This window comes from Streptosporangium sp. NBC_01639, assembly GCF_045209755.1.
Taxonomy (GTDB): domain Bacteria; phylum Actinomycetota; class Actinomycetes; order Streptosporangiales; family Streptosporangiaceae; genus Streptosporangium.
The window spans coordinates 4,310,000-4,334,810 of sequence record NZ_CP109272.1 but is presented as its reverse complement, the minus strand read 5'-3'; the positions used below and the strand labels follow the sequence as shown (position 1 = coordinate 4,334,810).

The window sequence follows — 24,811 nt, the reverse complement described above, 5'->3', positions numbered from 1 at the left end:
CCTAGCCAGTATCGGATGGTCCTGCCCGGGGCCGGTCCACGCGTTACCGGAGAACACCGTGGACACCATCGTGCTCGTCGGTACTTGGTCGGTTTCGGCTCACCGACCGGCCATTCGGCGGCGCGGTTGGCCCCGCGAGCGGGCCCGGGAGGTTCGCACCACAGCTCGCGGGGTGGGATGACGCGGCGAGTACGTCACGGGGGCGGACCGTACTCGTCACGCCGGTGCAGCGGCGCGAGCGCGGTGCTCCAGGCGAGCGGCTCGTCGACGAGCCTGTGCACCTCCTTGATGTGCAGCTCCTGCGGCTTGACCAGTGTCAATCCGCCTTGGAGGTGGGCTCACAGGTGAAGTTCCGTGCCTGGTCGGTGCTGCCGTGGCCGGTGTAGCGGGCCGCGAGTGGGTAGGCGCACACCGGTCGTGACAGGGTTGCCGCGCCGGTGACCGGGTCGGTCAGTGCGGCCGGGATGGACTGTGGCGCCTGTCCGTGCTCCACCCATGCCACCATCGCCGCCAGCGGGTCGGTGGGGGTCGAGCCGGCCGTCGGGCTTCAGCGCCCAGCCGCCGGTGTATCCGTCGGTCGATGGGACCCCGCAGTCGGTGGCCGCGGACGCGTATCCGCCTTTGAGGGTCTCCGCAAGGGAGGGGCTGACGTACCCCGGTGCTGGGGCATAGAAGATTCCGCAGGCGTAGCCACCTCCGCCGATGCCCTGGAAACGCCCGTTCCATTTCGCGGGCAGCCAGACGGTGATATGGATGGGGTTGTCCGCGGGGTCGGTCTGGGTCAAGGCCACAGCGCAGAAACCGGGTAGCCCGGTGATCGGGGTGGTCGCCCCGGGCGGGGTGTAACCGCCTGTGGTGTTGAGGATCGCGGAGTTCACCGTGACGTGGGACAGCCGCAATACGGACGTCAGGTAACCGGTGCTGCACCGGGCCATGGAAGAGCCGGGCGCGGCGGATCGCCGGGCGGCGTCGGCCGCGTCGGCGGTTGGCGTGGTTGCGGGCAGCACTGCCGCCAGCAGGGCAATGAATGCCAGGCGGTTAAGCCGGGCCACGAGGCGAGCTCGGCGGCGCAGGCCACCGATAGGACCGTTCATCGGCTACTTACCTTCATTGTGGTGACAGTGAAAAATCAGACACGGTCAACGTGAGCGAGCGTGTCGCGCTGATCGGCACGGCGCCGAATGTCAGGTGGCGAGCCCGGCGGTTCGCTGTACGGACGACTTCGCCATCTGTGCGGACGACTTCGGACATCGACAACGTGACGATCAGCGGCGACGCCGGCCGGAAATCAGCCGTGGCGCCCGCTACCAGGGCACGGGGCCGTCCTCGTTGAAGAACCCACCGGTCGGCCCGTCCGCACCGAGCGTGGCCAGGCGCACCAGGACCGCGGCGCCCTGCGCGACCGTAAGGTACCCACGGTGGTTGTTGATCTCCGTGTCGACGTAGCCGGGGTCGGCGGCGTTGATGAGGATGCCGTCCTTCCACAGCTCGTTGGCGTACTGCACGGTCAGTGCGTTCAGCGCGGTCTTGGAGGGCGTGTACGCGGCCGACGCAGGCAGCCCGGCCAGCGGCCCGTCCGGGATGCTGGCGATGGTCAGTGACCCGGCGGCGCTGCTGACGTTGACGACGCGCGGCGCCGGTGACCGCCGCAGCAGCGGGAGCATGGCGTTGGTCACCGTGATCACCCCGAAGACGTTGGTCTCGAACACCGCCCGGACCATGTCCAGCTCGACGGAGCTCGGGATTTGATCGTGGGCGTCTTCGGGTGCGACCTGTCCGGAGCCGGTGATGCCGGCGTTGTTGATCAGCACGTCAAGGTGGCCGTGGTGTTCCTCGATCCACTCCGCAGCCTCCTGCGCGGTGGCCGGGTCGGTGACGTCCAGGGTGACCGCGTGCGCGTCGCCGCCCGCCACGCGTACCGCCGCGGCGGCCTCCGCACCGCGTCGCAGGTCTCTGGCGCCGATCAGGACCGTCATGCCCAGCGCGGCGAGTTGCTCGGCGGTCGCGCGGCCGATGCCCTTGTTCGCCCCGGTGATCAGCGCCACCTGCTGGTGCGTCTCGTGCTCATTCATGGCCAAGCTCCTGTCAGAGAGGGACTGTCTCCCCTACGACGAGACAGCCCGGCGAAGATGTGAGAACCGCCGAGTGTGACCTGCGCCTCCCACGCCTGACGCTTGTGGCATGGCACCGAGCGGCAGCGGTGGCGGTTGCCTGATCAGCGGCCCGGTCTTGGGCCTGCGGGCGGCCGAGCACGTCTCGGGTTTTGCCCCAGACGGCGATCCCTCCTGACTTCTTGCCTCCGATCTCACAAACGGCTGGGCTGTCTCGTCTCAGGTGGCAGAGCCAGGCTCTGAGTAGCGGGAAGGTGATGGTCATGCGGGTGTTCGTGACAAACAGGGGACAGATCACCTGCTGGTCGCGGCCGAGGCGACCGGCCGGGGAGGTGGTGGCGGTGATGATGATGACCAAGGGGCGCGGTTTCTCGAACGTCAAGGCCAAGTGGGAGCTCGGCTGGGCCGTTCACCATCCGTCGTGGTGTCAGGGCGTTGAGGAAGGGTTGATGTGAGGCGGGTCAAGGAGTTCGAGGAGCTGCGGCCGCTGCTGTTCTCGATCGCCTACCGGATGCTGGGCAGTGTGAGCGAGGCCGAGGACGCGGTTCAGGAGACCTGGCTGCGCTATGAGGCCTCCCCGATCGAGCCCAGGTCGGCTAAGGCGTTCCTGTCGGCCGTGGTGAGCCGGATCGCGATCGATGTGCTGCGGTCGGCCCGCGTCCGCCGGGAGGAATACGTCGGGCCGTGGTTCCCCGAACCGCTGCTGACCGACCCCTACCAGGACCCGGAGCGTTCGGCGGAGCTGGCCGACTCGGTGTCGATGGCGGCCCTGCTCCTGCTGGAGCGGCTCAGCCCGCTCGAACGCGCGGTCTTCGTGCTGCGGGAGGTGTTCGGGTTCAGCTTCCGGGAGATCGCATCGGCGGTGGAAAGATCGGAGGCGGCGTGCCGCCAGCACGCGGTGCAGGCCCGCCGCCACATGGACGCGGGTCGGCCCCGATACGAGGCCGACCGCAAAGAGCGCGAGGAACTCGCCGGACGATTCTTCGACGCCTTCAAGGAAGGCGACATCGATGGGCTACGGGAGTTGCTGGCCGCCGACGTTCACATGATCGGTGATGGTGGCGGTAAGGCACCGCAAGTGGCCACCCAGATCATCGGCCTCGAGAGCGTGGCCGGGGTGCTCGCCGCACTCGTCCCGCCGTTCGTCCGGATCGGCGGTCTCATGGAGCCGCACGAGGTGAACGGCCAGCCGGGCGCGATCCTCCGCGACCGGGACGGCAGGGTCGTCAACACCTTGGCGCTCGACATCCTCGACGGGCAGATCCAGACGATCCGCACGGTGAGCAACCCTGACAAGCTCGGCCACCTAGGTCCGGTGGCCGACTCCTGGGCGATTCTCCGCGAGGCGACCGGGCCCGCGGGCCCCGGACTGACGGGGTCCTTGTCCTGAGCCTGATCCGCCAGGCCGCCACCCGGACGCCGTCAGGGGAGCGTGGGCCGCAGGTGCTGCCGCGCCCATACCTCCGGGGTCCTTACGGGCCGGTGCCCGGCAAGGATCCCGGAGGTGTGCTCACCTACCGCACCGCCGGGCGGGAGCGCCCCGGCGTCGCGGGCCGGGCCTCAGTCGTCCTTCTTGTCCTTCGCCTTCTTGCCGTCCGCGGTCACCGCGTACCATTCCCCGCCGAAAGCCTCGACATCGTTGCCCTTGACGTCGCCGGCATTCTCGTCCTTGACGTAGTAGTAGAGCGGGTGGCGGTTGTAGGTCACCTGTGACGTACCGTCCTCCCTCTTGGTCGTGCCGAGCAGATCCGCCTTGACGCCGTCGCCGGCCTCGGGCTCTCCATCGGTGATGTACGGCGGCCACGCCGCCGCGCAGTCGCCCGAACATGACGACGTGTCGTCCTTGTCCTTCTTGAAGAGGTAGAGCGTGCGGCCCTCCTCGCCTACCAGGACCTTTCCGATCTCCGTATCCCCCAGCTCGATCAGGGCCCCGCTCATCGGTCCTTCGGACATGTCGGGACTCGCGTACGGGCTGGGCGACGCGTTGACCTGGTCCGCGGCGATCGGCGCGGCCGCCTCCTTCTCACCGGCACCGCCGCATCCGGCCGCGAGCAGGCCGAGTGCGAGCACACCGGCGTGGAGCAACTTCCTCATCTCGCCCTCCAGGGGAGTGTCACCAACACTCCTGCCAAGGAGATAGGGGACCGCACGGATCCGCGCTCGCGACACGGACGCTTGGACAGGCCTTTGCCCGGCCCCGCCACCGCCGATCCGAAGCGGTGAAGGATTCCCCGCCACGCCCTCCGCCGACGGGACCGCGGCGCGGCGAGCGCCTCCGCCGACGGGACTACGGCGTGGCGAGCGCCTCCGTGGGGGAAAGGCGGGAGGCGCGGATCGCCGGATAGAGGCCGGCCAGGGCGCCGATGGCGAGGGTGGCGGTGACTCCGCCGAGCACCACCCAGATCGGGACGACGGCCGGCCAGCCCTTGTAGGCGGCGTAGCCGTAGGTGACCACGGCACCCAGCAGCGCACCGCCGGCCCCGCCGAGAGCGGAGAGGATGAGGGATTCGGCGAGGAACTGGGTGCGGATCTGACCCCGGGTCGCGCCCAGCGAGCGGCGCAGGCCGATCTCCGCCCGTCGCTCCAGCACCGAGATGACCATGGTGTTGGCCACTCCGACCCCGCCGACGAGCAGGGCCACCGCGCCCACGCCGAGCAGCAACCCGGTGAACGCCTCACCCGCGGCCTGTTTGGCGGCGAGCGCGTCCGAGGGGCGGGAGACCTCGACCTCGTTGGGCGCCTCCGGGTTGGCGGTGGCGCCGAGCACCGAGCGGGCCGACTCCACTTGGGACTCCTCGGAGCGGGTGTAGACGGTGGTCGGGTGCCCGTCGAACCCCAGCTCGGACTCGGCCACCGGCCAGCCGACCAGTGCCGCGGTGTCCAGCTCGGGGGCGAGCGGGGCCGGGGCGAGGATGCCGAGCACGGTGAACCAGTCGCCGCCGATCAGCACCTGCGTGTCGGGGCCGGCGCGGCCGATGCCCAGCCGTTTCGCGGCGGTCGCGCCGAGCACCGTCGCCGGGTAGGTGCCGGTGGCGGCGTTGAGCCAGGTGCCGCTGCGGACCCGGGCCCCGATGACGGAGTTCAGGTCGGCGCGGGCGGCGTAGGCCGCGATCCCCTTGGTCTCCGCCACGGGAATCTTGTCGGTGCGGTAGACCTTCGCACCGTCGACGAGGCCGATGGCCGACACCGACTCCACCGGTCCGATCCTGCCCACCATCGCCTCGGCCTCGGTGGGCAGCTGGGCCTGCTCGCCGGTCATGGTCGTCCCCGGCGAGACGGTGAGCACGTTGGTGCCCAGTGAGGCGATCGTGCGGTCGAGCTCGGCTCGGGAGGAGGAGGTGATACCGACGACGGCGACCATCGCGGCGATGCCGATGGCGATCCCCAGCGCGGAGAGGAAGGCCCGTGCGGGGCGGGTGCGCAGGCCCACCGCGCCGACCCTGACCACGTCGCGCGGCCACATCCGGGCGGGCTGCAGTACGTCGGCGGTCATCGGCTCACCCCCGGCACAGCTGCGGCGCCGTCGTGCCGCGCGGAGTCGGACACCATCCGGCCGTCACGCATCCGCACCTGGCGGGGCAGGGACGCGGCGATCTCCCGATCGTGCGTGATGATCACAACGGTGGTGCCGGCGGCGTGCAGCTCGCGCATGAGCTCCATCACCCCGGCTCCCGAGGCGGAGTCGAGGGCGCCGGTGGGCTCGTCGGCGAGCAGCAGCGGCGGGTCGCCGGCCACGGCTCGCGCGATGGCGACACGCTGGCGCTCGCCGCCGGACAGCTCGTGCGGCTCGTGGTCCATCCGGTGGCCCAGCCCGACCCGCTCCAGCGCCGCCGCCGCGCGGCGGCGCCGTTCGCCGTGCCGCAGCCCGGAGTACAGGAGCCCGTCGGCCACGTTGTCCAGCGCCGGCGTGCCCGCGGCGAGGTGGAACTGCTGGAAGACGAAGCCGATGCGGCTCGCCCGCAGCGCGGACAGCTTGGCGTCGGAGAGCCGGCCCACCTCGTGCCCGTCGATGCGCACCCTGCCGGAGGTGGGCCGGTCGAGGGTGCCGAGCACGTTGAGCATGGTCGACTTGCCGGAGCCGGACGCGCCCACGATGGCGACGAGCTCACCGCGGCCGATGTGCAGCGAGACGCCGGCGAGCGCGGTGACGCCGCCGGGGTAGACCTTCGTCACGTCGGTCAGGGAGATCATCCCGGCATCCCCACCGTCGTGCCCTCGGTGATCCCGTCCCCGGACACCTCAACCCGGCCGCCGGTGAAAAGGCCGGTCTTGACGGGAACGTACGACGAGGTGGAGCCCGTGACGACCTCCACGCCGAAGCCGCCCTCCTGTAGCGCCAGCAGCGCGGCGACCGGGACGGTGAGCACGTTCTCACGCGTGCCGGCGGTGAAGGAGACGTCCACCGAGGCCAGGGTGTAGGCACCGGCGGCCCGCTGCGCCTTCTTACCCGTGAGCTCGACCACCACCTCGACCTTGGTCTGCGGGTCGTCACCCTGGCCGCTACCCGGTTTGATCACTGTGGAGACCTCGTCGACGCGGCCGTTGATCGTCGTGTCGTCGGGGAGCGTGATGGCGACCTTGGCGCCCTTCTTGGCCAGCCGCTGGTCGGTGGTGTCGAGTTCCGTGGTGACGGCCCTGCTGGTGCCGGTGTACGAGAGCACCTTGCGGCCCGGCGAGGTCGGGTCGCCTTCCTCGGCCTGGAGGGTGTCCACGCGGAGGGCGCCGGAGGCGAAGACGACGCGTCCGAGCTCGACGACACCGGTCTCCTCCAGGCCCCGGTCCTCCTGCCACCGCATGACCGCTTCCGCCGTGTCGTAGGTGTAGTCGTCGTCCACCGTGAACCCGCCGTAGCCGAGGGCCTTCAGGTTCCGCTCCAACTGCTTGACGTCCGGACCCTCGATGCCCTGCTCCAGGGTGCGGTACGCGGGCATCGAGCCGTACATCAGCGTCACCGGCCGGTCGTCCACCTCGTACAGCGCCTTGCCCCGGGTGATCCGCCGGCCGGTGGCGGGCAGGCGGGTGATCGTGCCGGGCAGCCGCCCGGTCACCGTGGTGGCCGGGCCGTAACCGAGCTCCCCGTCGGCGCTCTGGGCTTCGGTGAGCGTCTGCCGGGTCACCTCGGCGGTCTTCGGCGGCAGTGTGCTCTCCGCCGTGCCGCTCGCCGGACTGCCGCCGCCGAAACCCAGCGACGCGGCGGCGGCCGCGCCGCCCGCGGCCACGACGACGAGCGCGGCGGCGATCCGCCCGCCACGGCGCTTCCGCCGGCGCGGGCGCGTCTCCTCGGCGGGTTCCCGGTCCGGCACGGCGGCTCCGTCCGTCACTGGTCCGCTCCGCCGCCCGGGCCGCCGGAGAAGATGCCCTGGCAGCTCTGCTGGGCCTTGGCGAAGTCCGGGTCCTCGCCCATCTTCCTGTCGATCCTGATCCCGCGCTGGCCCGGCTGGGGGTCGGGGAAGTCCTCCAGGCCGTTCTCGCGCATGCACGCGGCGAACTTACGGCCTCTCTCCTCGGCCTCGGGATCCGCCTGCTTGGAGCCGTTCTCCTGCGGGCTGTACTCCCGGCAGGCCTCCATGGCCTTCTCCGACTGCTCACCCTTCTTCAGGGTGAGCCGGATGCCCCCGCCCGGCTCGGGGTCCTCCATGTCGACGCCGTGCTCGCGCATGCACTGGGCGAACTTCACCCCCATCTCGTCCGGGCTCACGCTCTTGGCGGCGCCGGCCGCCCCGGTGGGCTTCTTGTCGCCACCCGCCGAGGCCACCGTGCTGCCACCGTCGTCCGCGCCGCATCCGGTCAGGGCCAAGGTCAGCGCCAGCGGCAGCGCCGCCAGGGTGCCGCGGGTCCACAGTCGCATTGTTCCGTCTCTTTCCGTCGTGGCCGGACCGCTTCCGGCCTGTCGGAAGGTGATGTAACGCGACGGTGTGTTTCCCCGCCGTTTCCATGGCCGCCGGTCGTCTCCACGGCCACCGAAAACGATCACTAACGGCGAGGAAACGCAGTGATCGGCGACCATTGCCGCAGGGACCGTCACGCGTCGGTGTGCGGAGCGGCCCCGGCCCAGGGAGAGGAAGACGACGGATGCGGGTACTGGTGGTGGAGGACGAGCCGTTGCTCGCCGACGCGATCGCGGAGTGGCTGCGCGACGAGACGCACGCGGTCGACGTCGCGTACGACGGCGCGGCGGCGCTGGAACGCGCGAGCGTCAACGACTACGACGTGGTCGTCCTGGATCGGGACCTGCCCGCCGTACCCGGCGACAAGGTCTGCCGCGAGCTGGTCGAGGCCGGCTCGGCGGCGCGGGTGCTGATGCTCACCGCCGCCGCCGAGGTCACCGACCGCGTGTCCGGCCTCTCGATCGGTGCCGACGACTACCTCACCAAACCCTTCGCCTTCCCCGAACTGGCCGCCCGCGTCCAGGCGCTCGGGCGCCGCTCCCGGCCGGCGGCGCCGCCGGTGCTGCGGCGCGCGGGCATCACCCTGGACCCGGCGCGCCGCGAGGTGTTCCGCGACAACCGCTACGTGCCGCTGTCGAAGAAGGAGTTCGCCGTCCTCGCCGAGCTGCTGCGGGCCGACGGGGCCGCGATCTCCGCCGAGCACCTGCTGGAGAAGGCGTGGGACGAGCACACCGACCCGTTCACCGGAGCCGTCCGGATCGCCGTTCTCAAGCTGCGCCGCAAGCTCGGCGAACCGCCGATCATCGAGACCGTCACCGGGGTGGGGTACCGGATCCCTTGACGTCGTCCCCGCTCCGAAGGGAGGGGGTTCCCACGCGTTTCCTCCCCCGCCCGAAGGCGGAGGTATCCACGTTCAAGGAGATTCGATGAACCCGCCGAGACTGCTGCCGCAGCGCATCACCCTTCGGGCCCGGCTGACCCTGCTCTACGGCGGCCTGTTCCTCGTCGCCGGGATGGTGCTGCTCGGCACCACGTATGCGCTGTTCAACCAGCAGCTCACGCGCTCCGCACCGAAGATCCTCACCCTGGAGAAGTCCGACCCGTCCGCCACCGCGGGCAGCGCGGCGCCGAGGCGGCAGATGCTGTTCCTGAGCAAGAACGGCGAATCGATCACCGGGGCCGATGCCGAGAACTGGATGAGGGAGCAGCAGACCACGCTGCATGACGCCGCGACCACCTCGCTGCTCACCCTGGGCGGGATCGCGCTGGTCGTCGTCGGCGGAGCCGCGGCCGGTTTCGGCTGGCTGGTCGCCGGCCGGGTGCTGGCCCCGCTGCACCGGGTCACCGACACCGCCCGGCGGATCGCCGCGGCCCCGGCGGCCGGCCGGGGACTGCACGAGCGCATCGCGCTGCGCGGCCCGGACGACGAGGTCAAGGATCTCGCCGACACCTTCGACGTCATGGTCGAGCGGCTCGACGGTTCCTTCGACGGGCAGCGCCGCTTCGTCGCCAACGCCTCGCACGAGCTGCGCACCCCGCTGACCCTGGGCCGCGCGCTGGTCGAGCTGGCCATGCACCGCAAGTCGGCCTCCGAGGACGTCAAGCAGCTCGGCGAGAGCCTGCTGGAGATCAACTTCCGGCACGAGCGGTTGATCACCGGGTTGCTGCTGCTGGCCGGCTCGGAGAACGAGATCACCGAGCGGCTCCCGGTCGACATGGCCGACGTGGTCGGCCATGTGGTCGCGCAGACCGCCCCGGAAGCCGAGCGGGCCGGTGTCGCCGTGCACGAGCGGGCGGCCGAGGCGCCCACCACCGGCGACGCTCTTCTGCTGGAGCGGCTGGTGCACAACCTGGTGGAGAACGGCATCCGGCACAACCTCGGCGAAGGCGGCCGGGTGTGCGTCACCAGCCGCACCCGGGAGGACGGCCGGGTCGAGGTGGAGGTGGGCAACACCGGACCGGTGGTGCCGCCGTACGAGATCCCGGCGCTTTTCGAGCCGTTCCGCCGGCTGGGCGCCGACCGTCTGGTCACCGCCAAGGGCGCCGGGCTCGGCCTGTCCATCGTGCGCTCCGTCGCCCAGGCCCACGGCGGCGAGGTCGCCGCCCGCCCACGCGAGGGCGGCGGCCTGACCGTGACCGTGATTCTGCCCGCCTGTCCCGTCCAGGTCGGGTGACCGTCTCCTTGCCTCCGTCCGTGCCGCGGCACCGACGGCCGTGGCGCGGAACCAGCGGAACCACCTGCGGGCGGCTCCTGGCCTCGCCGGGCTCGGTGAGGCATCGGTCACAGGCCCGGGAGAGGCGTTCTCTCCCGATCGCCGTGCCACCAGGCACTCCGGTGGTTCACGGCCGAGCCCGGATCAAGATCAGAAAAAAATGACGCACACCCACTGACAGGTTGCCTCGGGCAATTATATATATTTGCCCGAGGCAACCAGATTTAAGCGATCAGGTCATTGGGGGACGTCCACGAGAACTACCTGTCCGGCCGGACGACACGCACGCGGTGACCGGAGCGGTCAGACGAGACGTGCCGTTCACCGGTTCCGGGACGGATCTCATGCCCCCGGTGACACCCCAGAGGTGCGGCGAGGCACCTGTCGGCCGGTCGGCCGAGTCGCTGAAAGCCCATCGGCCGACGGCCGGTGGGCGGGTGACCGTCCGGCGGCTCGACGTGGCCCGGCCCCCCAGCCTCCACGTCCGGCGGGTACGGCCCGCACCCGACGGCGGGTGTGACGAGGAAGCCACTCACCTCGACCCGCCTGCCCGCAACGTTCCCTGACGACCGGTCCGACGAGGAGACCACCGGGCTCTCAGCCCTCCTCGCCGGGCTCCGCACGGGCTCCGACGCGCACTGTGCCCGCGTCGCTCGTCTCCCCCGCACGGTGCAGACAGTGAAAGGATCTCAATGACAACCGCAGTACCGGCCGAGGCGCGGGAAGCGGCACCCGATTCGGATGCTCCGATGACACATCGGCAGATCATGGAAGCGCTGTCGGGACTGCTGCTCGGCCTGTTCGTGTCGATCCTGTCGTCGACCGTCGTGTCGAACGCGCTGCCCACCATCGTCTCCGATCTGCACGCGGGCGAGACCACCTACACCTGGGTCATCACGGCGACCCTGCTCGCGCTCACGGTCTCCACTCCCATCTGGGGCAAACTCGCCGACCTGGTGAGCAAGAAGCTCCTGGTCCAGGCCGGTCTGGTCATCTACGTCGCCGGCTCGGCATTCGCCGGTCTCGCCCAGAACCCCGGGATGCTCATCGGAGCGCGGGTCGTCCAGGGCATCGGTGTCGGCGGTCTCAGCGCCCTGGTCCAGGTCGTCATGGCGGCGATGATCTCGCCGCGCGAGCGCGGCCGCTACTCCGGTTACATCGGCGCGGTCTTCGCCCTCGCCACCGTCACCGGCCCGCTGATCGGCGGTGTCATCGTGGACACCTCGTGGCTCGGCTGGCGGTGGTGCTTCTACGTCGGCGTACCCTTCGCCGTCATAGCGCTGATCGTCCTGCAGAAGACCCTCCACCTCCCCGTGTCCACCCGCAAGGCCAAGGTCGACTGGAGCGGGGCCGTACTGATCTCCGCCGCGGCCTCGCTGCTGCTGATCTGGATCTCCTTCGCCGGCGCCGACTACGACTGGCTGTCGTGGCAGACCGGTGCGATGGTCGGCGGCGCGGTCGTGCTGGCGCTGCTTTTCGTGCTCGTGGAGATGAAGGTGGCGGAGCCCCTCGTCCCGTTGCGGCTGTTCCGCAACAAGGCGATCACTCTGGCCGTGCTGGCCAGCCTGTTCGTCGGCGTCGGGATGTACGGCGTCACGACGTTCCTCAGCCAGTACTTCCAGCTGGCTCGCGGCGAGTCGCCCACGATGGCCGGGATCATGACCCTGCCCATGATCCTTGGACTGGCGCTGTCGTCGGCGGTCGTGGGGCAGCTCATCTCCCGCACCGGCCGCTGGAAGATCTTCCTGATCATCGGCGGCATCTCCCTCACCGCCGGATTCGCCCTCATGGGCATGCTGCGCGCCGACACCAACTACTGGCTCACCTCGATCTACATGTTCCTCACCGGCGTGGGCGTCGGCATGACCATGCAGAACCTCGTCCTGTCCGTGCAGAACCAGGTGCGGCCGCAGGAACTGGGCACCGCCAGCTCGGTGGTCACATTCTTCCGCACACTCGGCGGTACGGCCGGCGTCGCGGCACTCGGCGCGGTGCTGACCAACCGGGTCGCCCAGTACACCACGGACGGCCTGGCCGAGCTGGGGATCCAGAACACCGCCGACGACGGCACGATCCCGAAGCTCTCCGCGCTGCCCGCCCCGGTCCGCGCGGTCGTCCAGGCCGCGTTCGGCCACGGTGTCGGAGACGTGTTCCTGTACGGCGCACCCCTGGCGCTTCTCGCGCTGATCGTCATGCTCTTCATCAAGGAGGTCCCGCTGCGGTCCTCCAACAGCGAGCCGCTCCCGGCGGACAGCGACGCGCTTCCGGCCAGGGGCACGGCATCCGGCCGCCACGCCCACCGCGAGGCGCAGGAGCGGATGGCTGCGAGCACCGCCGATCAGCGCGGTTTCAGTGGCTCCGCCCCGGCCCGGGAACCGGCCCAGAGCACGGCGTACACGTCGGAGCTCCAGAGCAGCGGAATCCGTGGCCGCATCCGCAGTGGAGACGGAACTCCGGTGGGCCACGCCACCCTCACCCTGATCGACGTACGGGGACACCAGCTCGGCCGTGCGACCACCCAGCCCGACGGCACATACAACCTGTGGGCCCCCCGCAGCGGCACGTACGTCCTGATCGCCTCGGCCGGTGAGCACGATCCGCAGGTCGCGACCCTGGTCGTCGGCGACCATCCGCTGGAGTTCGACCTGGTGCTCGCGGGCTCCGGCAAGCTCACCGGCACCGTGCGCGACACGGAGGGCAAGCCGGTCGACCAGGCGATGGTCATCGTGACGGACGTGCGCGGAGAGGTGGTCACCACGGGTCTGACCGGCGAGGACGGCGTCTACGGCTTCAGCGGCGTCGTCGCGGGGACCTACACCATCGCGGTCAGCGCCGGCGCGTACCGTCCGGTGGCGGTGCCGGTCGAGGTCGGCACCGGCCAGACCACGCAGGACGTCGAACTGTCGGCCGGTGTCCGGGTCCGCGGCACGATCCGCGCCGGGAGCCGGGGCGACCTGCTCGCCGACGCCCGGGTCACGCTGCTCGACGGGGCGGGCAACGTCGTCGGCACGGCGACGACCGGCGAGGACGGGGAGTACGCCTTCGCCGACCTCACCGGCGGCCAGTACACCGTCATCGCCACCGGATACCCGCCGGTGGCGAGCTCTCTCACCCTGACCGGCCGGGGCGACGACGGGCACGACCTCTGGCTCGGCCACCCGGAGTGACATCGGTCGCCGGGCCGCGCCCACGAAGAGGGACCGGCCCGGCAGGGCTGGGAGCGGAGCCCGGCAGCGGCGGAGCCGGGGCCGGGGCCCGACAGGGCTGGGAACGGAGCCCGGCAGCGAGGCGCCCGGCACACCGGGCGCGGTCACCCCAGTAAGCGAGCGAAAGCAGGATCACCATGTACACCAGCCCTCAGGACTTCGAAAGCGCGCCTTCGGGGCGGCGCGGTCTGCATGCCCTGGTGCGGACGAAGGACGGCTGGGCGGTGCCGTACGCGATTGTCACCGTGACTGACATGTCCGGCAACCAGGTCGTGCGGACGGAGACGGACGCCGAAGGCGCGGTGCTGACCGAGCCGTTGGCGCCCGGCGTCTACACCGCCGTCGTCACCGCGGCCGGATACGCGCCCATCGCGTCGACGGCGATCGCGACCGCTTCCGGCGCCGCCGAGCTGGGCACACTCGTGCTCGCGCGGCAGGGCGGTGTGGAACTGCCGCCGCCCGGCCGGTGGGCCATCGACCCCGCGCATTCGAAGGTGTCCGCGACCGCGCAGCACCTCGGGCTGTCCAGCGTGCAGGGACGGTTCGCCGAGTTCTCCGGCCGGATCGAGGTCGGCGCGACCGCCGAGGCGTCCAGCGTCGCCGTCGAGATCGACGCGACGTCGATCGGCACGGGCAACGACACGCGTGACGACCATCTGCGTTCGGCGGACTTCCTCGATGTCGAGTCGTATCCGACGATCTCCTACTGGAGCACCGGGCTGTCCGCCGCCGGTCCGGACCGGTGGACGCTGCACGGGGTCCTGATGATGAGCGGGATCACGCGCCCGGTCGATCTCGACCTGACCTACCTCGGCACGAGCCCCGACCCGTGGGGTGGCCTGCGTGCCGCGTTCCACGCCGTCACCGAGTTGCGCCGCGAGGATTTCGCGATGAACTACAACCAGGTGGTGCAGGCGGGGATCTCGCTGATCGGGGCCACCCTGAAGGTCGAGCTGGACGTCCAGGCGGTCCAGGGGGAACTCGCGCCGTAGATCTGATCGTTCCACCGGATGAGGGATGACCGGCTCTGCGGAGATGGCGGATAATCATCACCACCCGAAGGGAGGAGGCACGATGACCGAGACACAGGCGGCGCCGGTTCCCATCGACGGGAACGGGGCCCACTGCGCGGTCGAGCACCAGCTCGGTGTCCTCCTCCGGCGTTCCCGTGCGCTGTCCGCGGAGCTGGGCCGCGTGGTGCACCCGGAGTTGGAGCCCGGCGCGTACGGGCTGCTGGTGCGCATCGGAGAGGTGGCTCCGGCGCGCTCCAGCGACCTGGCCACCTACTTCTGTGTCGGCAAGGCGACCATCAGCCGTCAGCTCAAGGTCCTGGAGGGGCTGGGGTTGATCGGGCGTGAGCCCGATCCGCTGGACGGCCGCGCCCACCTGCTGAATCTGACCGACGAGGGGCGGGTGAAGCTCGGCCGCGCGCGGACGGCCCGACAGGAGCGCTACCACGCGATGCTCGCCGCCTGGCCGGAAGAGGACGTGCGGTCGCTGGCCCAGATGCTGGCCCGTTTCAACGCCCTCACCGACACGCCTGGCGACACCTGACCCGGCCCGGCCCCGGCGGCGGCGAGCGTGCGGCATTCGGCCGCCGGGTTCCCGTGGGAGAGGCCGTCCCCGGCGGACACCCTGCCGAGTGCGCCAAAGATCAGTCCGCGACGAAGCGGGCCCTGCGCCCCTCGTGCTCGCGCTGCCGCCGGACGACGTAGGCACCCGGCGTGCAACCGGTGGCCCCGTGCTCGGGATGCAGCAGGTAGGCGACGGCCGAGGTCTCGAAGATGCCGATCGCCAGCCCGTCGGAGTCCGACACATCGGTCGTCCACCGGCAGGTGCCCGGGTCGGCGACGAGCGTGTGCGGATTGCCCCCGGCCGCGCCACGGAGCAGTTCGACCCCCTCGGGGGGCACATCCGTCCAACTGGCAGCGGTCCAGAACTGTACGGACGACGCGACGACGGAGCGCGGGATGACGATGAGGTCGCCCTGGGCTTGGAGCCCGTCGACGACCGGGATGCTCGCCGCCTGCTCGAGGTGGTCGAGCACGGTGAGCCCGGTCTGCTGGGAGAGTGATGCGAGAGTCACAGTCATGGAAGTCACCTCAGGTTCGGCGGACGAGAAGGGAGTACTGCTCGGCGGACAGCCCGTAGGTCCAGCCGGCGGCGGCGATCGGATCGTCGAAGAAGCCCGGCACGGTCAGCCCGTACCGGCGACGGCGCCCGTCGCGTTCCAGGGATCCGTTGACCGCGAGGAGCACCCTGGTCTCCTTCCGCATGTCGAACAGCCGCAGCTCCGAGCCGGGGTTGCCGGGGTCCGGCGCGGCGGCGACCAGCCGCAGCCCGGCCTGGCCGATGTAGGACGCCCAGCCGATGTGCTCGATCGCGCACCGCCTGACCTCGACGTTGCCCTCCGCTGCGATCCGCTGGACGCTCGGATCCGTGATCACCCAGGAGGGCACCTGCGTCCCATGCCAGGAGTACACGTCCCACCCGTCCGCGTAACGCACGGCGGGGCCGTCCGCACAGTGCAGCCGCACTTCGCCGTCGTCGCCCCACACCTCCGTGTGCACGGCGACGGGCCGCTCGGAGATGACGCACACGTCCTCGTGAGGCCACCACCAGCCGGATGACCGGGCCGCTGCCGCCCACAGGTCGAGCTGCCGGGTCTGCTCGGGAGTGAAGACCACGCCGGCCGCCCGGCGGAGGGCGTCGTAGTGGGCGATCCAGGAGACGCACTGCGTCCCGTACCAGCCGCTCCCCGGGTAGGACTGCGCGTCGTGTGCCGCCCGGACCGGAATGAGGAGCGAACCGTTGGTGGACCGGGAAAGCGAGCTGCGGACCTCCTGGCGGATCAGCCGGTCCATCGGCTGATGTACCCATCTGACCTGGGCGTCGAGTCCGCGGCACAGCTCCCTCATCAGGGCGGAGAACCGGGGTGGCAGCGGCCATTCCGACGTGTGGGCGGCGGCCTTCGAAGGCCGGGAACGCACACCCGGTGGGACGGTCGTCAGAGCCCCGACCGGTGACGGGACCCAGTGGAAACGTGGTGGAGCGAGCCCGATCCGGTGGTAGAGCTCGGAGATCGCGGCCTCCGCGGCCGGACGGTCGGCGGGCAGCGTCGACAACGCCCGGCCCAGCCATTCTTCGCGGATTTCAGCAGCTTCCCGCTGCACGAGAGCGCTCACCGGATGAGGGTGGCGTCGTCCTTTCCAAAGATCATGGCAGGAATGGTGACAGATCGACCCGGCGCATGTCCAGCGCGGACGCATGCCGCCCTCGATGCGCACGGAGCCGAAGGCCGCGAGACAAACGGGCTCCCGGTCCGTCCCGGGAACCGCGTACGGGGAGCCGCCGGCGTGAACGGGCGCTTCCGCATCGATGGGCCCGCAGACGAGAACGAGGCTTTTGCCACCATTGACGTCTACCTAACAAGTATGTATAACTTTCCTGCGAGTGATCAATTATGGCCGCCCGGAAATCGTGGAACTCGACGGGTCTCCGTCACGGGTCCGGCCTGCCCGGTCGTCTTCTGTCAGGGCGCCACCGCAAGGGTGCGCGCACCACGACGTCTGCCGACCGGCGGGTTGCGCGGCCGTAGATGATCGCGCTTCACCGAACGACCACTCCTCAGGAGATTTTCTGTGCGCAGATTGAAGCAGGGAGCCGCGCTCGCAGTCGCCACCGTGGCCGCGCTCGCCGGAACCCTCGCCACCGGCAGCCCGGCGATGGCGGCATCGACGCCGATCGGGGCCTGCGGCGGCGGCTCCTACCACGAGATCGACCGGCACGACCTGGGCAAGGCCACCGTCTACCTGCTGTACAACGGCACCACCAACTGCGTGGTCACCTGGAAGGACAGCCGCAACAGCACCTACGTCAACGCCGTGATGCGCGTCGAGGGGAGCACTACCTGGGGCCAGGACCCGGGTAACTTCTCGACTTACGCAGGCCCGGTGAAGATCTCCGCCAAGGGGAAGTGCATCCAGTGGGGCGGCGACTACGGCAGCGCGTATTACACCTCGCCCTTTGAGCACTGCGGCTGATCAAGGCCCCTGGTCCCGCGTGGATCCGTCGGCCGACACGCTCGATGCCGTCGGCCGACACGCTCGATGCCGTCGGCGGTGGGACCTCCTCCACCGCCGCTGACGCGTGAATGGCTGTCTCCGGCTTCCCCGATCCCGAAGCAGCTAGATCGGGCCCGGTTCGCGGGCTCGGACGCCTGCCTGGAAGCGGGACTCGGCGCCCAGCGCCGTCATCAGTTCCGCCACCCGGCGGTACGTGCGCACGGAGCCGAAGGCCGTGAGACAAACGGGTTCCCGGCCCGTCCCGGGAACCGCACGCAGGGAGTCGCCGGCCCTCCGCATCGACGGGTCCGCAGAGGAGAACGAGGCTTTTGCCGCTCTTGACTCCTACCTAACAAGTATGTATACCGTAGCTGCCACAGATCAATTATGGCTGCCCGGAAACCGTGGAACTTGATGGCCTCCGTCACGGGTCCGGCCTGCCCGATCGTCTTCTGTCGGGGCGCCACCGAAAGGGTGTGCGTATCTCGACGTCTGCAGCCCGGTGGGTTGCGTGGCCGTAGATGATCTCGGCTTCGCCGAACGACTACCCCTCAGGAGATTTTCTGTGCGCAGATTGAAGCAGGGAGCCGCGCTCGCGGTCGCCACCGTGGCCGCGCTCGCCGGGACCCTCGCCACCGGAAGCCCGGCGATGGCGGCATCGACGCCGATCGGGGCATGCGGCAGCTCCTACCACGTGATCGACCAGCACGACCTGGGCAAGGCCACCGTCTACCTGCTCTACAACGGCAGCACCAACTGCGTGGTCACCTGGAAGGACAGCCCCAACAGCACCTACGTCAACGCCGTGATCCGGGCCGGGGGGTGGGCCTGGGTCGCGGACCCGGGTAACTACTCGACTTACGCCGGCCCGGTAAAGCTCTCCGCCAAGGGGCAGTGCATCCAGTGGGGCGGCAACTACGGCAGCACGCAGTACACCTCGCCCTCTGAGCACTGCGGCTGATCAAGGCTCTTGGTCCTGCGTGGATCCGTCGGCCGACATGCTCGATGCCGTCGGCGGTGGCACCTCCTCCACCGCCGACGGACGCGTGAATGGCTGTCTCCGGGTTCCCCGATCCCGGAGCAGCTAGATCAGGCCCAGTTCGCGGGCTCGGACGCCTGCCTGGAAGCGGGACTCGGCGCCCAGCGCCGTCATCAGTTCCGCCACCCGGCGGCGGTAGGTGCGCACACCGAGGCCCAGCGTCCGCGCCGCGCTCTCGTCCTTACAGCCCGACGCCAGCAGCTCCATCACTTGGGGCGCGAGCGTGGTCAGGTCAGCGTGCTGCGCACGGTAAACCGCCAGTTCCGTCGCGGACCGCCACGCGGCGTCGAAGAGTGACTGGATGTTCTGCACCACCGCGGCCTCGGTCACCACACCGTAGCTGCGCCGGCCCTCGCTGAGGTCACCGGCGAGGATCGCGAAGCGGCGGTCGATGATGACCGTTTCATTGATGTCGTCCTGCGTGACGCGGACCTGGGCGCCGTGCGCGGCGGCCGTGTGCACGTGTTGCGCGGTCGGCGGGTGCAGCAGCATCCCCGACTGGTACAGCTTCCGCATCTTCGGCTCCGTCTCCTGGACGAGGCTGTCCGGCGCACGCCTGGTCGCCGCCCACGTGTTCAGGTCCCGCGCCGCGCACGTGATCTCACTGGCCGTCGCGAACAGGTGGGCCGTGCGCGCGAACAGCTCCTCCTCGCCGCGGACGGTGGTTACCACACTCATGCCTCCAGTGTCACCGAAGACAGCCCCAGCTGTCGAAGGCGGCAGGAAGTTGCCAATCCGAGCAGCGGAAACCCGGCGTGGACAGGCTGGAGCCATGACCACATCGATCGACGCCACGGCTGCGGGCACATGGCAGCTGGGCGACCGCACCGTCAACCGCATGGGCTTCGGCGCCATGCGTCTCGCACAGCGTTCCGACGGCACGCCCAGTGACCGCGAGACCGCCAAGAAAGTCCTGCGCAGGGCCCTCGAACTGGGCGTCAACCACATTGACACAGCCGCGTTCTACTTCTCCGCGACCCGCGCCGCCAACGAGCTGATCAACAGCGCGCTCGCGCCCTACCCGGATGATTTGGTGATCACCACCAAGGTCGGCCCCGGTCGTGACCCGGCGGGCGATTTCCTGCATGTGAGTACCAAGAAGGCGCTTCGCGGCCAGGTCGAGGAGAACATCCGCCAGCTCGGGCTCGACCACCTCGACGTCGTCAACTTCCGTCTCGGGCAGAGTCTCGACCGCGGTGAGGGGTCGCTGGCCGAGGGATTCGGCGCGCTCGCCGAACTTCAGCAGGAAGGTCTCATTCGGCACCTCGGTATCTCCAACATCACCGCCGACCACCTGACTGAGGCACTCGACATCGCGCCGGTCGTGTGCGTCCAGAACCAGTACGGACTCTCTACGCGCCGCGAGGACGACGCGCTGGTCGAGCTCTGCGCCGAGCACGGCATCGCGTTCGTGCCGTTCTTCGCCATCGCCGGCGGCACCGAACAGGCCGCGGTCAGCGAGGTCGCGAAGGCGCACGGCGTCAGTGAAGCGCAGGTCAGGCTCGCGTGGACGCTCCACAAGGGACCGAACGTGCTCGCCATCCCCGGCACCGGCAACCCGGCGCACCTCGAGGAGAACATCGGGGCCGCCGGGTTGCGCCTGAGCGACGACGACCTGTCCCGCTTGAACACGATCGAGTGATCTGCGGAGGCTCCTGGTGAACATGGTCACGCGGACGGCAGGCCAAGCTCTGTCCATGCAGGTCAAGCCCATATCCGTGGTATTTTCCGCGATTACTGCGGGGCCTTCCGCCGGCCACGGGCTGCGGTGTTCCGACACTCCGTGTTCTTGGTCAGGGGTCCCATTCCCACCTGCGGAAAAGGCACGGTCACCAAGAAATAGCCTAATCGAATCCCGAAAGTTTTCGGTGGGTTTTTCCAGGTATTCAGACGTATAGAGTCTATGAAACATTCATTTTTTCGAAACATTACGGAAATCTATTGACACATTTCGTAGGCATTCACAGAATGAGTCCCGAGTAGAGCTCTCCAGATCTGCACCCGGGTGCCCAGCGGCAGACCGCCGGCTCAACGCGGCTCTGCGACCTAAGTACGGTGCCGCGGCGAACCGCGGCACCGTACGCACATCCCCCATTTCCGATCAATGTTCCACTGGAGGAACGGACATGATCGACAAAGCCGTCCCGCACGGCAGGTATCACATGGGCCGCTCGGGTGTTCGAAACGCGCTCGTTCTCGGCACCGTCGGTGTCCTCAGCGCAGCTCTTGCCGTGGCCCTGTCCGCCCCGGCCAGCGCAGCCAGCACACTCGGCGCGGCCGCCGCCGAGAAGGGTCGTTACTTCGGCGCCGCCGTCGCCGCCAACCACCTCGGCGAATCGTCGTACGCCACCGTGCTCGACCGTGAGTTCAACTCCGTCACCCCCGAGAACGAGATGAAGTGGGACACGGTCGAGTCCTCCCGCGGCTCGTTCAACTTCGGGCCCGCCGACCAGATCGTCAACCGCGCACAGAGCAAGGGCATGAAGGTCCGCGGCCACACCCTGGTGTGGCACTCGCAGCTGCCCGGCTGGGTCAGTGGCCTGTCCTCCGCGAGCGACGTGCGCACCGCGATGAACAACCACATCAACGGCGTGATGGCCCACTACAAGGGCAAGATCCACTCCTGGGACGTGGTGAACGAGGCGTACGAGGACGGCGGCAGCGGGGCCCGGCGCAACTCGGTCTTCCAGCAGCGCCTCGGCAACGGCTTCATCGAAGAGGCCTTCAGGACCGCCCGGGCCGCCGACCCCAACGCCAAGCTCTGCTACAACGACTACAACACCGACGACGCCAACGCCGCCAAGACCAGGGCCGTCTACAACATGGTCAGTGACTTCAAGGCCCGCGGCGTGCCGATCGACTGCGTCGGCTTCCAGTCCCACTTCAACAGCCAGTCCCCGGTCCCGGGCAACTACCAGCAGAATCTCGCGCAGTTCGCCGCCCTCGGCGTCGACGTGCAGATCACCGAGCTGGACATCGAAGGCTCCGGCACCGCCCAGGCCAACAGCTACCGGTCGGTCGTCAACGCCTGCCTGGCGGTGTCGCGCTGTACGGGCATCACGGTGTGGGGCATCCCCGACCACTACTCATGGCGCAGCAGCGGCACCCCGCTGCTCTTCGACAACAACTACAACAAGAAGCCGGCCTACGACGCGGTCCTCACCGCCCTCGGCGGCTCCGGCACCACCGTCCCCACTCCGACCCCCACCCCCACGTCTGGCGGCGGCGACTGCAGCGCCGGATACGTCGGCCTGACCTTCGACGACGGACCCAACCCCAGCACCACCAACACGCTGCTGAACACGTTGAAGGCGAACGGGGTGCGGGCCACGCTGTTCAATGTCGGTCAGAACGCCCAGAACAACGCATCGCTGGTCAGAGCCCAGCAGGACGCCGGGATGTGGATCGGCAACCACAGCTGGACCCACCCGCACCTGACCCAGCTGAGCAGCTCACAGATCCAGTCTGAACTCCAGCAGACCCAGCAGGCCATCCAGCAGATCACCGGAACCGCGCCGAAGCTGTTCCGGCCGCCGTACGGGGAGACCAACTCCACGCTCAAGTCGATCGAGCAGCAGCTCGGCCTCACCGAGATCATCTGGGACGTCGACTCGCAGGACTGGAACGGCGCGAGCACCGCCCAGATCGTGCAGGCCGCCGGCACCCTGCAGAACGGCCAGATCATCCTCATGCACGACAACTACGCGACGACGATCGCTGCGATTCCGCAGATCGTCGCGGGCCTGAAGAGCCGCAACCTGTGCGCCGGCATGATCTCGCCGTCGACCGGCAGGGCCGTCGCACCGACCGGCGGCACCGACCCCACGCCTTCGCCGACTCCCACGCCGACCCCGACCGGCGGTGGCGGCTGCACGGCCACCATCTCCCAGGGGCAGCAGTGGAGCGACCGGTTCAATCTGTCGGTCACGGTCTCGGGTACCAACTCGTGGATCGTCACGACGACCGTGCGCAGCCCACAGAAGATCATCGCTACCTGGAACGGCACCCCGAGCTGGGACGCAAGCGGCAACGTCATGACGATGAAGCCCAACGGCAACGGGAACACCTTCGGCTTCACGATCCAGCACGGCGGGAACTGGACCTGGCCGTCCGTCTCCTGCCGCGTGGGCTGACACCCGCGCCGAAGCCCTGAGTGACAACCGGCAAGAAGGCCGTGTGGTGGGGTGATCTCCCGATCGCCCCACCACACGGCGCTACGATCATCAGCCCAAGGAATGCCGGCACCGGCGCGTTCACCCGCCGAGTGCCGGGCCCAGCCCGTCGAAGACGTTTCCGGCCAGGGACGGCAGGCCGCACCGCCCGCCTGGCGGAATGAGGCGCCTGCCGGTACCTGCGGTTTTCCGCAGCCTCGAACCGGCCATGCACCTCATTCCGGACATAGGATGATCGCTCCTAGCCTCTGAGGCATGTCGGATTGGCTGATCGAACTGATGGAGACCCTCGGAGCGCCGGGCGAGCGGCGCAGGGGGCGGCATGCACTCCGTGGCTAAGGGACTGCACCTGCTGGGGGCGGTGATCCTCGGGACCGTCACCGCCCTGGTCGGTCTCGTCTTTCTCCTGCCGGTGCTGCCGTTCGCCCGCCGTGGCGCCGTGCGGGAGGCGGCGCGGCGGCTGGCCGTGCTCGAAGCCCGCCGCCTGCGGCTCGACCCCGTCGCCCTGGGCCTCGACGCGACCCGCTCCGACGGGCAAGAGGTGCGTTACCTGGCGGCCAGGCTGCCGGTGGGCATCCTCGGCGGCATGACGGTCGCCCTGCTCGTCTGCGGCCTCGGGGTGGCCGGAGTCCTGGGCTGGTCCTGGGGCAGGGGCCTGCCGGTCGACGGCATGCTGCCGACCGCGCCACTGCTGGCCTACGCCGCCCTGGCCGGGGTGGTTCTGCTGTTTTTGAACCTGTCGGGCCTGGTGGGCGCGCACGCACTGGAACGGCGGCTGGCGGTGCGGATGCTCGCCCCCGACCCCACCGAGGTGCTGCGCCGCCGCATCACGGAACTGGCGGAGAGCCGCGCGGGCGTGCTGGCGGCGGTCGACGCCGAGCGGCGCCGGATCGAGCGGGACCTGCACGACGGGCTGCAGCAGCGGCTGGTGGCACTGTCCATGCTGGTCGGACGGGCCCGCCGGGGACGGCCCGAACTGCTCGCACAGGTGCACGAGCAGGCGCAGCAGGCGCTGGTCGAGCTGCGCGAGGTGGCCTGGCGGGTCTATCCCTCGGGACTGGACTCACTCGGGCTCGCCGACGCGCTGGCCGGCGTGGCCGAGCGCGCCGGCATCCCGGTCAAGGTCGTGTGCGAGCTGTCCGCGCGCCCGCCGACGGCGGTGGAGACGGTCTCGTACTTCGTGGCCAGCGAGGCGGTGACCAACGCGGCCAAGCATGCCGGGGCCACCGCGGTCACCGTCGAGGTTCGCGAACGCGACACAATGGTCGTCGTGCGCGTACACGACGATGGAATCGGTGGGGCGAACGCGGCGGGCGGCGGCCTGTCCGGGCTGGCGCGGCGGGTGGCCGCGCTGGACGGCCGCTTCACCGTGACCAGCCCGGCCGGCGGGCCCACCACGATCACGGCAGAGCTGCCGTGCGGGTGATCCTTGCCGAGGACTCCACCCTGCTGCGTGAGGGCCTGGTGCGGCTGCTGAACGAGGAGGGCCACGAGGTCCTCGCCGCCGTCGGCGACGGCGAGGCGCTGGTCGAGGCGGTCGCGGCGCAGGAGCCCGACGCGGTGGTGGTGGACGTACGGATGCCGCCCACGCACAGCGACGAAGGACTACGCGCCGCCCTGGAGATCAGGCGGCGCTGGCCGGAGGTCAAGGTGCTGGTCCTGTCGCAGTACGTGGAGAAGAAGTACGCCACCGAGCTGATGAGCTCGAACGTGGAAGGCGTCGGTTATCTCCTCAAGGACCGGGTGGCGCAGGTCGGCGACTTCCTGGACGCGCTGGAGCGGGTCGGCGCCGGGGGCGCGGCCTTCGACCCGGAAGTGGTACGGCAGCTCCTGGCCCGCACCAGCCACGCCGACCCCCTGGCCCGGCTGACCGCCCGAGAGCGCGAGGTGCTGGAACTGATGGCCCAGGGCATGACCAACGCCTCGATCGCCCAGGCGCTGCACGTTTCACAGAGCGCAGTGGAAAAGCACGTCAACGCGCTGTTCGACAAGCTGTCGCTGTCCCACGCCACCGGCTACAGCCGCCGGATTCTGGCCGTCCTGCGCTACCTCGGCTCCTGAGCCGGAGTCGACGCTGTCGACCGCACCACCTGCCGGGCCGGCGGCGCAGGCCGTCGG

25 protein-coding genes and 1 pseudogene are annotated in these 24,811 nt (G+C 69.9%); 14 read left to right on the top strand and 12 right to left on the bottom strand.

Translation table 11 applies throughout. The features are described 5' to 3' along the window. Positions 1 to 194: 194 nt before the first annotated feature. The 4 genes and pseudogenes from OHA77_RS19665 to OHA77_RS19650 form a co-directional block, all read right to left on the bottom strand. Positions 195 to 320 (bottom strand): hypothetical protein, encoded by a 126-nt coding sequence (locus OHA77_RS19665; RefSeq protein WP_406319514.1) that lies wholly within the window; start codon positions 318 to 320, stop codon positions 195 to 197. Next, a complete protein-coding gene (locus OHA77_RS19660; RefSeq protein ID WP_406319513.1) occupies positions 317 to 493 on the bottom strand; it encodes a tannase/feruloyl esterase family alpha/beta hydrolase in 177 nt (58 codons plus the stop codon). Before OHA77_RS19660 ends, OHA77_RS19665 begins: the two co-directional genes overlap by 4 nt. A gap of 99 nt (positions 494 to 592) precedes the next feature. Further along, a pseudogene (locus OHA77_RS19655) lies at positions 593 to 935 on the bottom strand (hypothetical protein); the annotation flags it as partial. Positions 936 to 1,304: 369 nt separating this feature from the next. Beyond that, on the bottom strand, positions 1,305 to 2,072 hold the full coding sequence (locus OHA77_RS19650) for an SDR family NAD(P)-dependent oxidoreductase (protein ID WP_406319511.1): 768 nt from the start codon (positions 2,070 to 2,072) through the stop codon (positions 1,305 to 1,307). A 302-nt stretch (positions 2,073 to 2,374) separates the two neighbouring features. Here OHA77_RS19650 and OHA77_RS19645 point away from each other — a divergent pair, with 302 nt between their 5' ends. Further along, positions 2,375 to 2,566, top strand: coding sequence for a hypothetical protein (locus OHA77_RS19645; protein WP_406319509.1), 192 nt, complete (start codon positions 2,375 to 2,377; stop codon positions 2,564 to 2,566). Further along, a complete protein-coding gene (locus tag OHA77_RS19640) occupies positions 2,563 to 3,501 on the top strand; it encodes an RNA polymerase sigma-70 factor (protein ID WP_326826829.1) in 939 nt (312 codons plus the stop codon). The genes OHA77_RS19645 and OHA77_RS19640 overlap by 4 nt, the downstream gene beginning before the upstream one ends. A 170-nt stretch (positions 3,502 to 3,671) precedes the next feature. Here OHA77_RS19640 and OHA77_RS19635 read toward each other — a convergent pair whose 3' ends face one another. The 5 genes from OHA77_RS19635 to OHA77_RS19615 form a co-directional block, all read right to left on the bottom strand. Further along, positions 3,672 to 4,205: a hypothetical protein gene (locus OHA77_RS19635; RefSeq protein WP_326826830.1), complete on the bottom strand. Its 534-nt coding sequence runs from the start codon at positions 4,203 to 4,205 to the stop codon at positions 3,672 to 3,674. A gap of 193 nt (positions 4,206 to 4,398) precedes the next feature. Next, positions 4,399 to 5,604, bottom strand: a complete 1,206-nt coding sequence (locus OHA77_RS19630) for an ABC transporter permease (RefSeq protein WP_406319506.1) — start codon at positions 5,602 to 5,604, stop codon at positions 4,399 to 4,401. Further along, positions 5,601 to 6,302, bottom strand: coding sequence for an ABC transporter ATP-binding protein (locus OHA77_RS19625; RefSeq protein WP_406319504.1), 702 nt, complete (start codon positions 6,300 to 6,302; stop codon positions 5,601 to 5,603). The genes OHA77_RS19630 and OHA77_RS19625 overlap by 4 nt, the downstream gene beginning before the upstream one ends. Further along, positions 6,299 to 7,432 (bottom strand): efflux RND transporter periplasmic adaptor subunit, encoded by a 1,134-nt coding sequence (locus OHA77_RS19620; protein WP_406319502.1) that lies wholly within the window; start codon positions 7,430 to 7,432, stop codon positions 6,299 to 6,301. The genes OHA77_RS19625 and OHA77_RS19620 overlap by 4 nt, the downstream gene beginning before the upstream one ends. Continuing rightward, a complete protein-coding gene (locus tag OHA77_RS19615) occupies positions 7,429 to 7,959 on the bottom strand; it encodes a hypothetical protein (RefSeq protein ID WP_406319500.1) in 531 nt (176 codons plus the stop codon). The genes OHA77_RS19620 and OHA77_RS19615 overlap by 4 nt, the downstream gene beginning before the upstream one ends. A 224-nt stretch (positions 7,960 to 8,183) precedes the next feature. On the opposite strand from OHA77_RS19615, the gene OHA77_RS19610 reads away from it, so the two are divergent. The 6 genes from OHA77_RS19610 to OHA77_RS19585 all read left to right on the top strand — a co-directional run bounded on the left by OHA77_RS19610 (position 8,184) and on the right by OHA77_RS19585 (position 14,972). Continuing rightward, the gene (locus tag OHA77_RS19610) at positions 8,184 to 8,840 is read left to right on the top strand and encodes a response regulator transcription factor (RefSeq protein ID WP_326826835.1); all 657 of its coding nucleotides are present in this window, start codon (positions 8,184 to 8,186) and stop codon (positions 8,838 to 8,840) included. Between the two features lie 85 nt (positions 8,841 to 8,925). Further along, positions 8,926 to 10,173: a sensor histidine kinase gene (locus tag OHA77_RS19605; RefSeq protein WP_406319497.1), complete on the top strand. Its 1,248-nt coding sequence runs from the start codon at positions 8,926 to 8,928 to the stop codon at positions 10,171 to 10,173. A gap of 392 nt (positions 10,174 to 10,565) precedes the next feature. Then, positions 10,566 to 10,778 (top strand): hypothetical protein, encoded by a 213-nt coding sequence (locus OHA77_RS19600; protein WP_406319496.1) that lies wholly within the window; start codon positions 10,566 to 10,568, stop codon positions 10,776 to 10,778. A 183-nt stretch (positions 10,779 to 10,961) separates the two neighbouring features. Then, the gene (locus OHA77_RS19595; RefSeq protein ID WP_406319494.1) at positions 10,962 to 13,379 is read left to right on the top strand and encodes an MFS transporter; all 2,418 of its coding nucleotides are present in this window, start codon (positions 10,962 to 10,964) and stop codon (positions 13,377 to 13,379) included. 176 nt (positions 13,380 to 13,555) lie between these two features. Continuing rightward, positions 13,556 to 14,410, top strand: coding sequence for a YceI family protein (locus OHA77_RS19590; RefSeq protein ID WP_326826838.1), 855 nt, complete (start codon positions 13,556 to 13,558; stop codon positions 14,408 to 14,410). An 82-nt stretch (positions 14,411 to 14,492) separates the two neighbouring features. Next, positions 14,493 to 14,972: a MarR family winged helix-turn-helix transcriptional regulator gene (locus OHA77_RS19585; protein ID WP_406319492.1), complete on the top strand. Its 480-nt coding sequence runs from the start codon at positions 14,493 to 14,495 to the stop codon at positions 14,970 to 14,972. Positions 14,973 to 15,072: 100 nt separating this feature from the next. Here the strand turns inward: OHA77_RS19585 and OHA77_RS19580 are convergent, their stop codons facing one another. Together OHA77_RS19580 and OHA77_RS19575 are read right to left on the bottom strand one after the other, a co-directional pair. Then, positions 15,073 to 15,510 (bottom strand): hypothetical protein, encoded by a 438-nt coding sequence (locus OHA77_RS19580; RefSeq protein WP_406319490.1) that lies wholly within the window; start codon positions 15,508 to 15,510, stop codon positions 15,073 to 15,075. 10 nt (positions 15,511 to 15,520) lie between these two features. Further along, positions 15,521 to 16,603 carry a DUF6745 domain-containing protein gene (locus tag OHA77_RS19575; protein WP_406319488.1) on the bottom strand — a complete coding sequence of 361 codons (1,083 nt, stop codon included), beginning with the start codon at positions 16,601 to 16,603 and terminating at the stop codon, positions 15,521 to 15,523. A 456-nt stretch (positions 16,604 to 17,059) separates the two neighbouring features. Between OHA77_RS19575 and OHA77_RS19570 the strand changes: the two genes are divergently transcribed. Both OHA77_RS19570 and OHA77_RS19565 read left to right on the top strand, forming a co-directional pair. Further along, positions 17,060 to 17,461 carry a spore-associated protein A gene (locus tag OHA77_RS19570; RefSeq protein ID WP_406319486.1) on the top strand — a complete coding sequence of 134 codons (402 nt, stop codon included), beginning with the start codon at positions 17,060 to 17,062 and terminating at the stop codon, positions 17,459 to 17,461. Positions 17,462 to 18,047: 586 nt separating this feature from the next. After that, positions 18,048 to 18,443, top strand: a complete 396-nt coding sequence (locus OHA77_RS19565) for a spore-associated protein A (protein WP_406319485.1) — start codon at positions 18,048 to 18,050, stop codon at positions 18,441 to 18,443. A gap of 123 nt (positions 18,444 to 18,566) precedes the next feature. On the opposite strand, the gene OHA77_RS19560 is transcribed toward OHA77_RS19565, so the two are convergent. Beyond that, positions 18,567 to 19,199: a DNA-binding response regulator gene (locus OHA77_RS19560; protein ID WP_406319483.1), complete on the bottom strand. Its 633-nt coding sequence runs from the start codon at positions 19,197 to 19,199 to the stop codon at positions 18,567 to 18,569. Positions 19,200 to 19,293: 94 nt separating this feature from the next. Here OHA77_RS19560 and OHA77_RS19555 point away from each other — a divergent pair, with 94 nt between their 5' ends. The 4 genes from OHA77_RS19555 (at position 19,294) to OHA77_RS19540 (ending at position 24,754) form a co-directional block, all read left to right on the top strand. Beyond that, entirely contained in the window at positions 19,294 to 20,163 is an 870-nt protein-coding gene (locus OHA77_RS19555) for an oxidoreductase (protein WP_406319481.1), read from the top strand. 484 nt (positions 20,164 to 20,647) lie between these two features. After that, positions 20,648 to 22,654, top strand: a complete 2,007-nt coding sequence (locus tag OHA77_RS19550; protein WP_406319479.1) for an endo-1,4-beta-xylanase — start codon at positions 20,648 to 20,650, stop codon at positions 22,652 to 22,654. A 361-nt stretch (positions 22,655 to 23,015) separates the two neighbouring features. Further along, complete coding sequence (locus tag OHA77_RS19545; RefSeq protein ID WP_406319478.1) at positions 23,016 to 24,119, top strand: sensor histidine kinase; 1,104 nt, start codon at positions 23,016 to 23,018, stop codon at positions 24,117 to 24,119. Continuing rightward, positions 24,110 to 24,754 (top strand): response regulator, encoded by a 645-nt coding sequence (locus tag OHA77_RS19540; RefSeq protein WP_406319476.1) that lies wholly within the window; start codon positions 24,110 to 24,112, stop codon positions 24,752 to 24,754. Before OHA77_RS19545 ends, OHA77_RS19540 begins: the two co-directional genes overlap by 10 nt. The last annotated feature ends 57 nt before the right edge of the window (positions 24,755 to 24,811 follow it).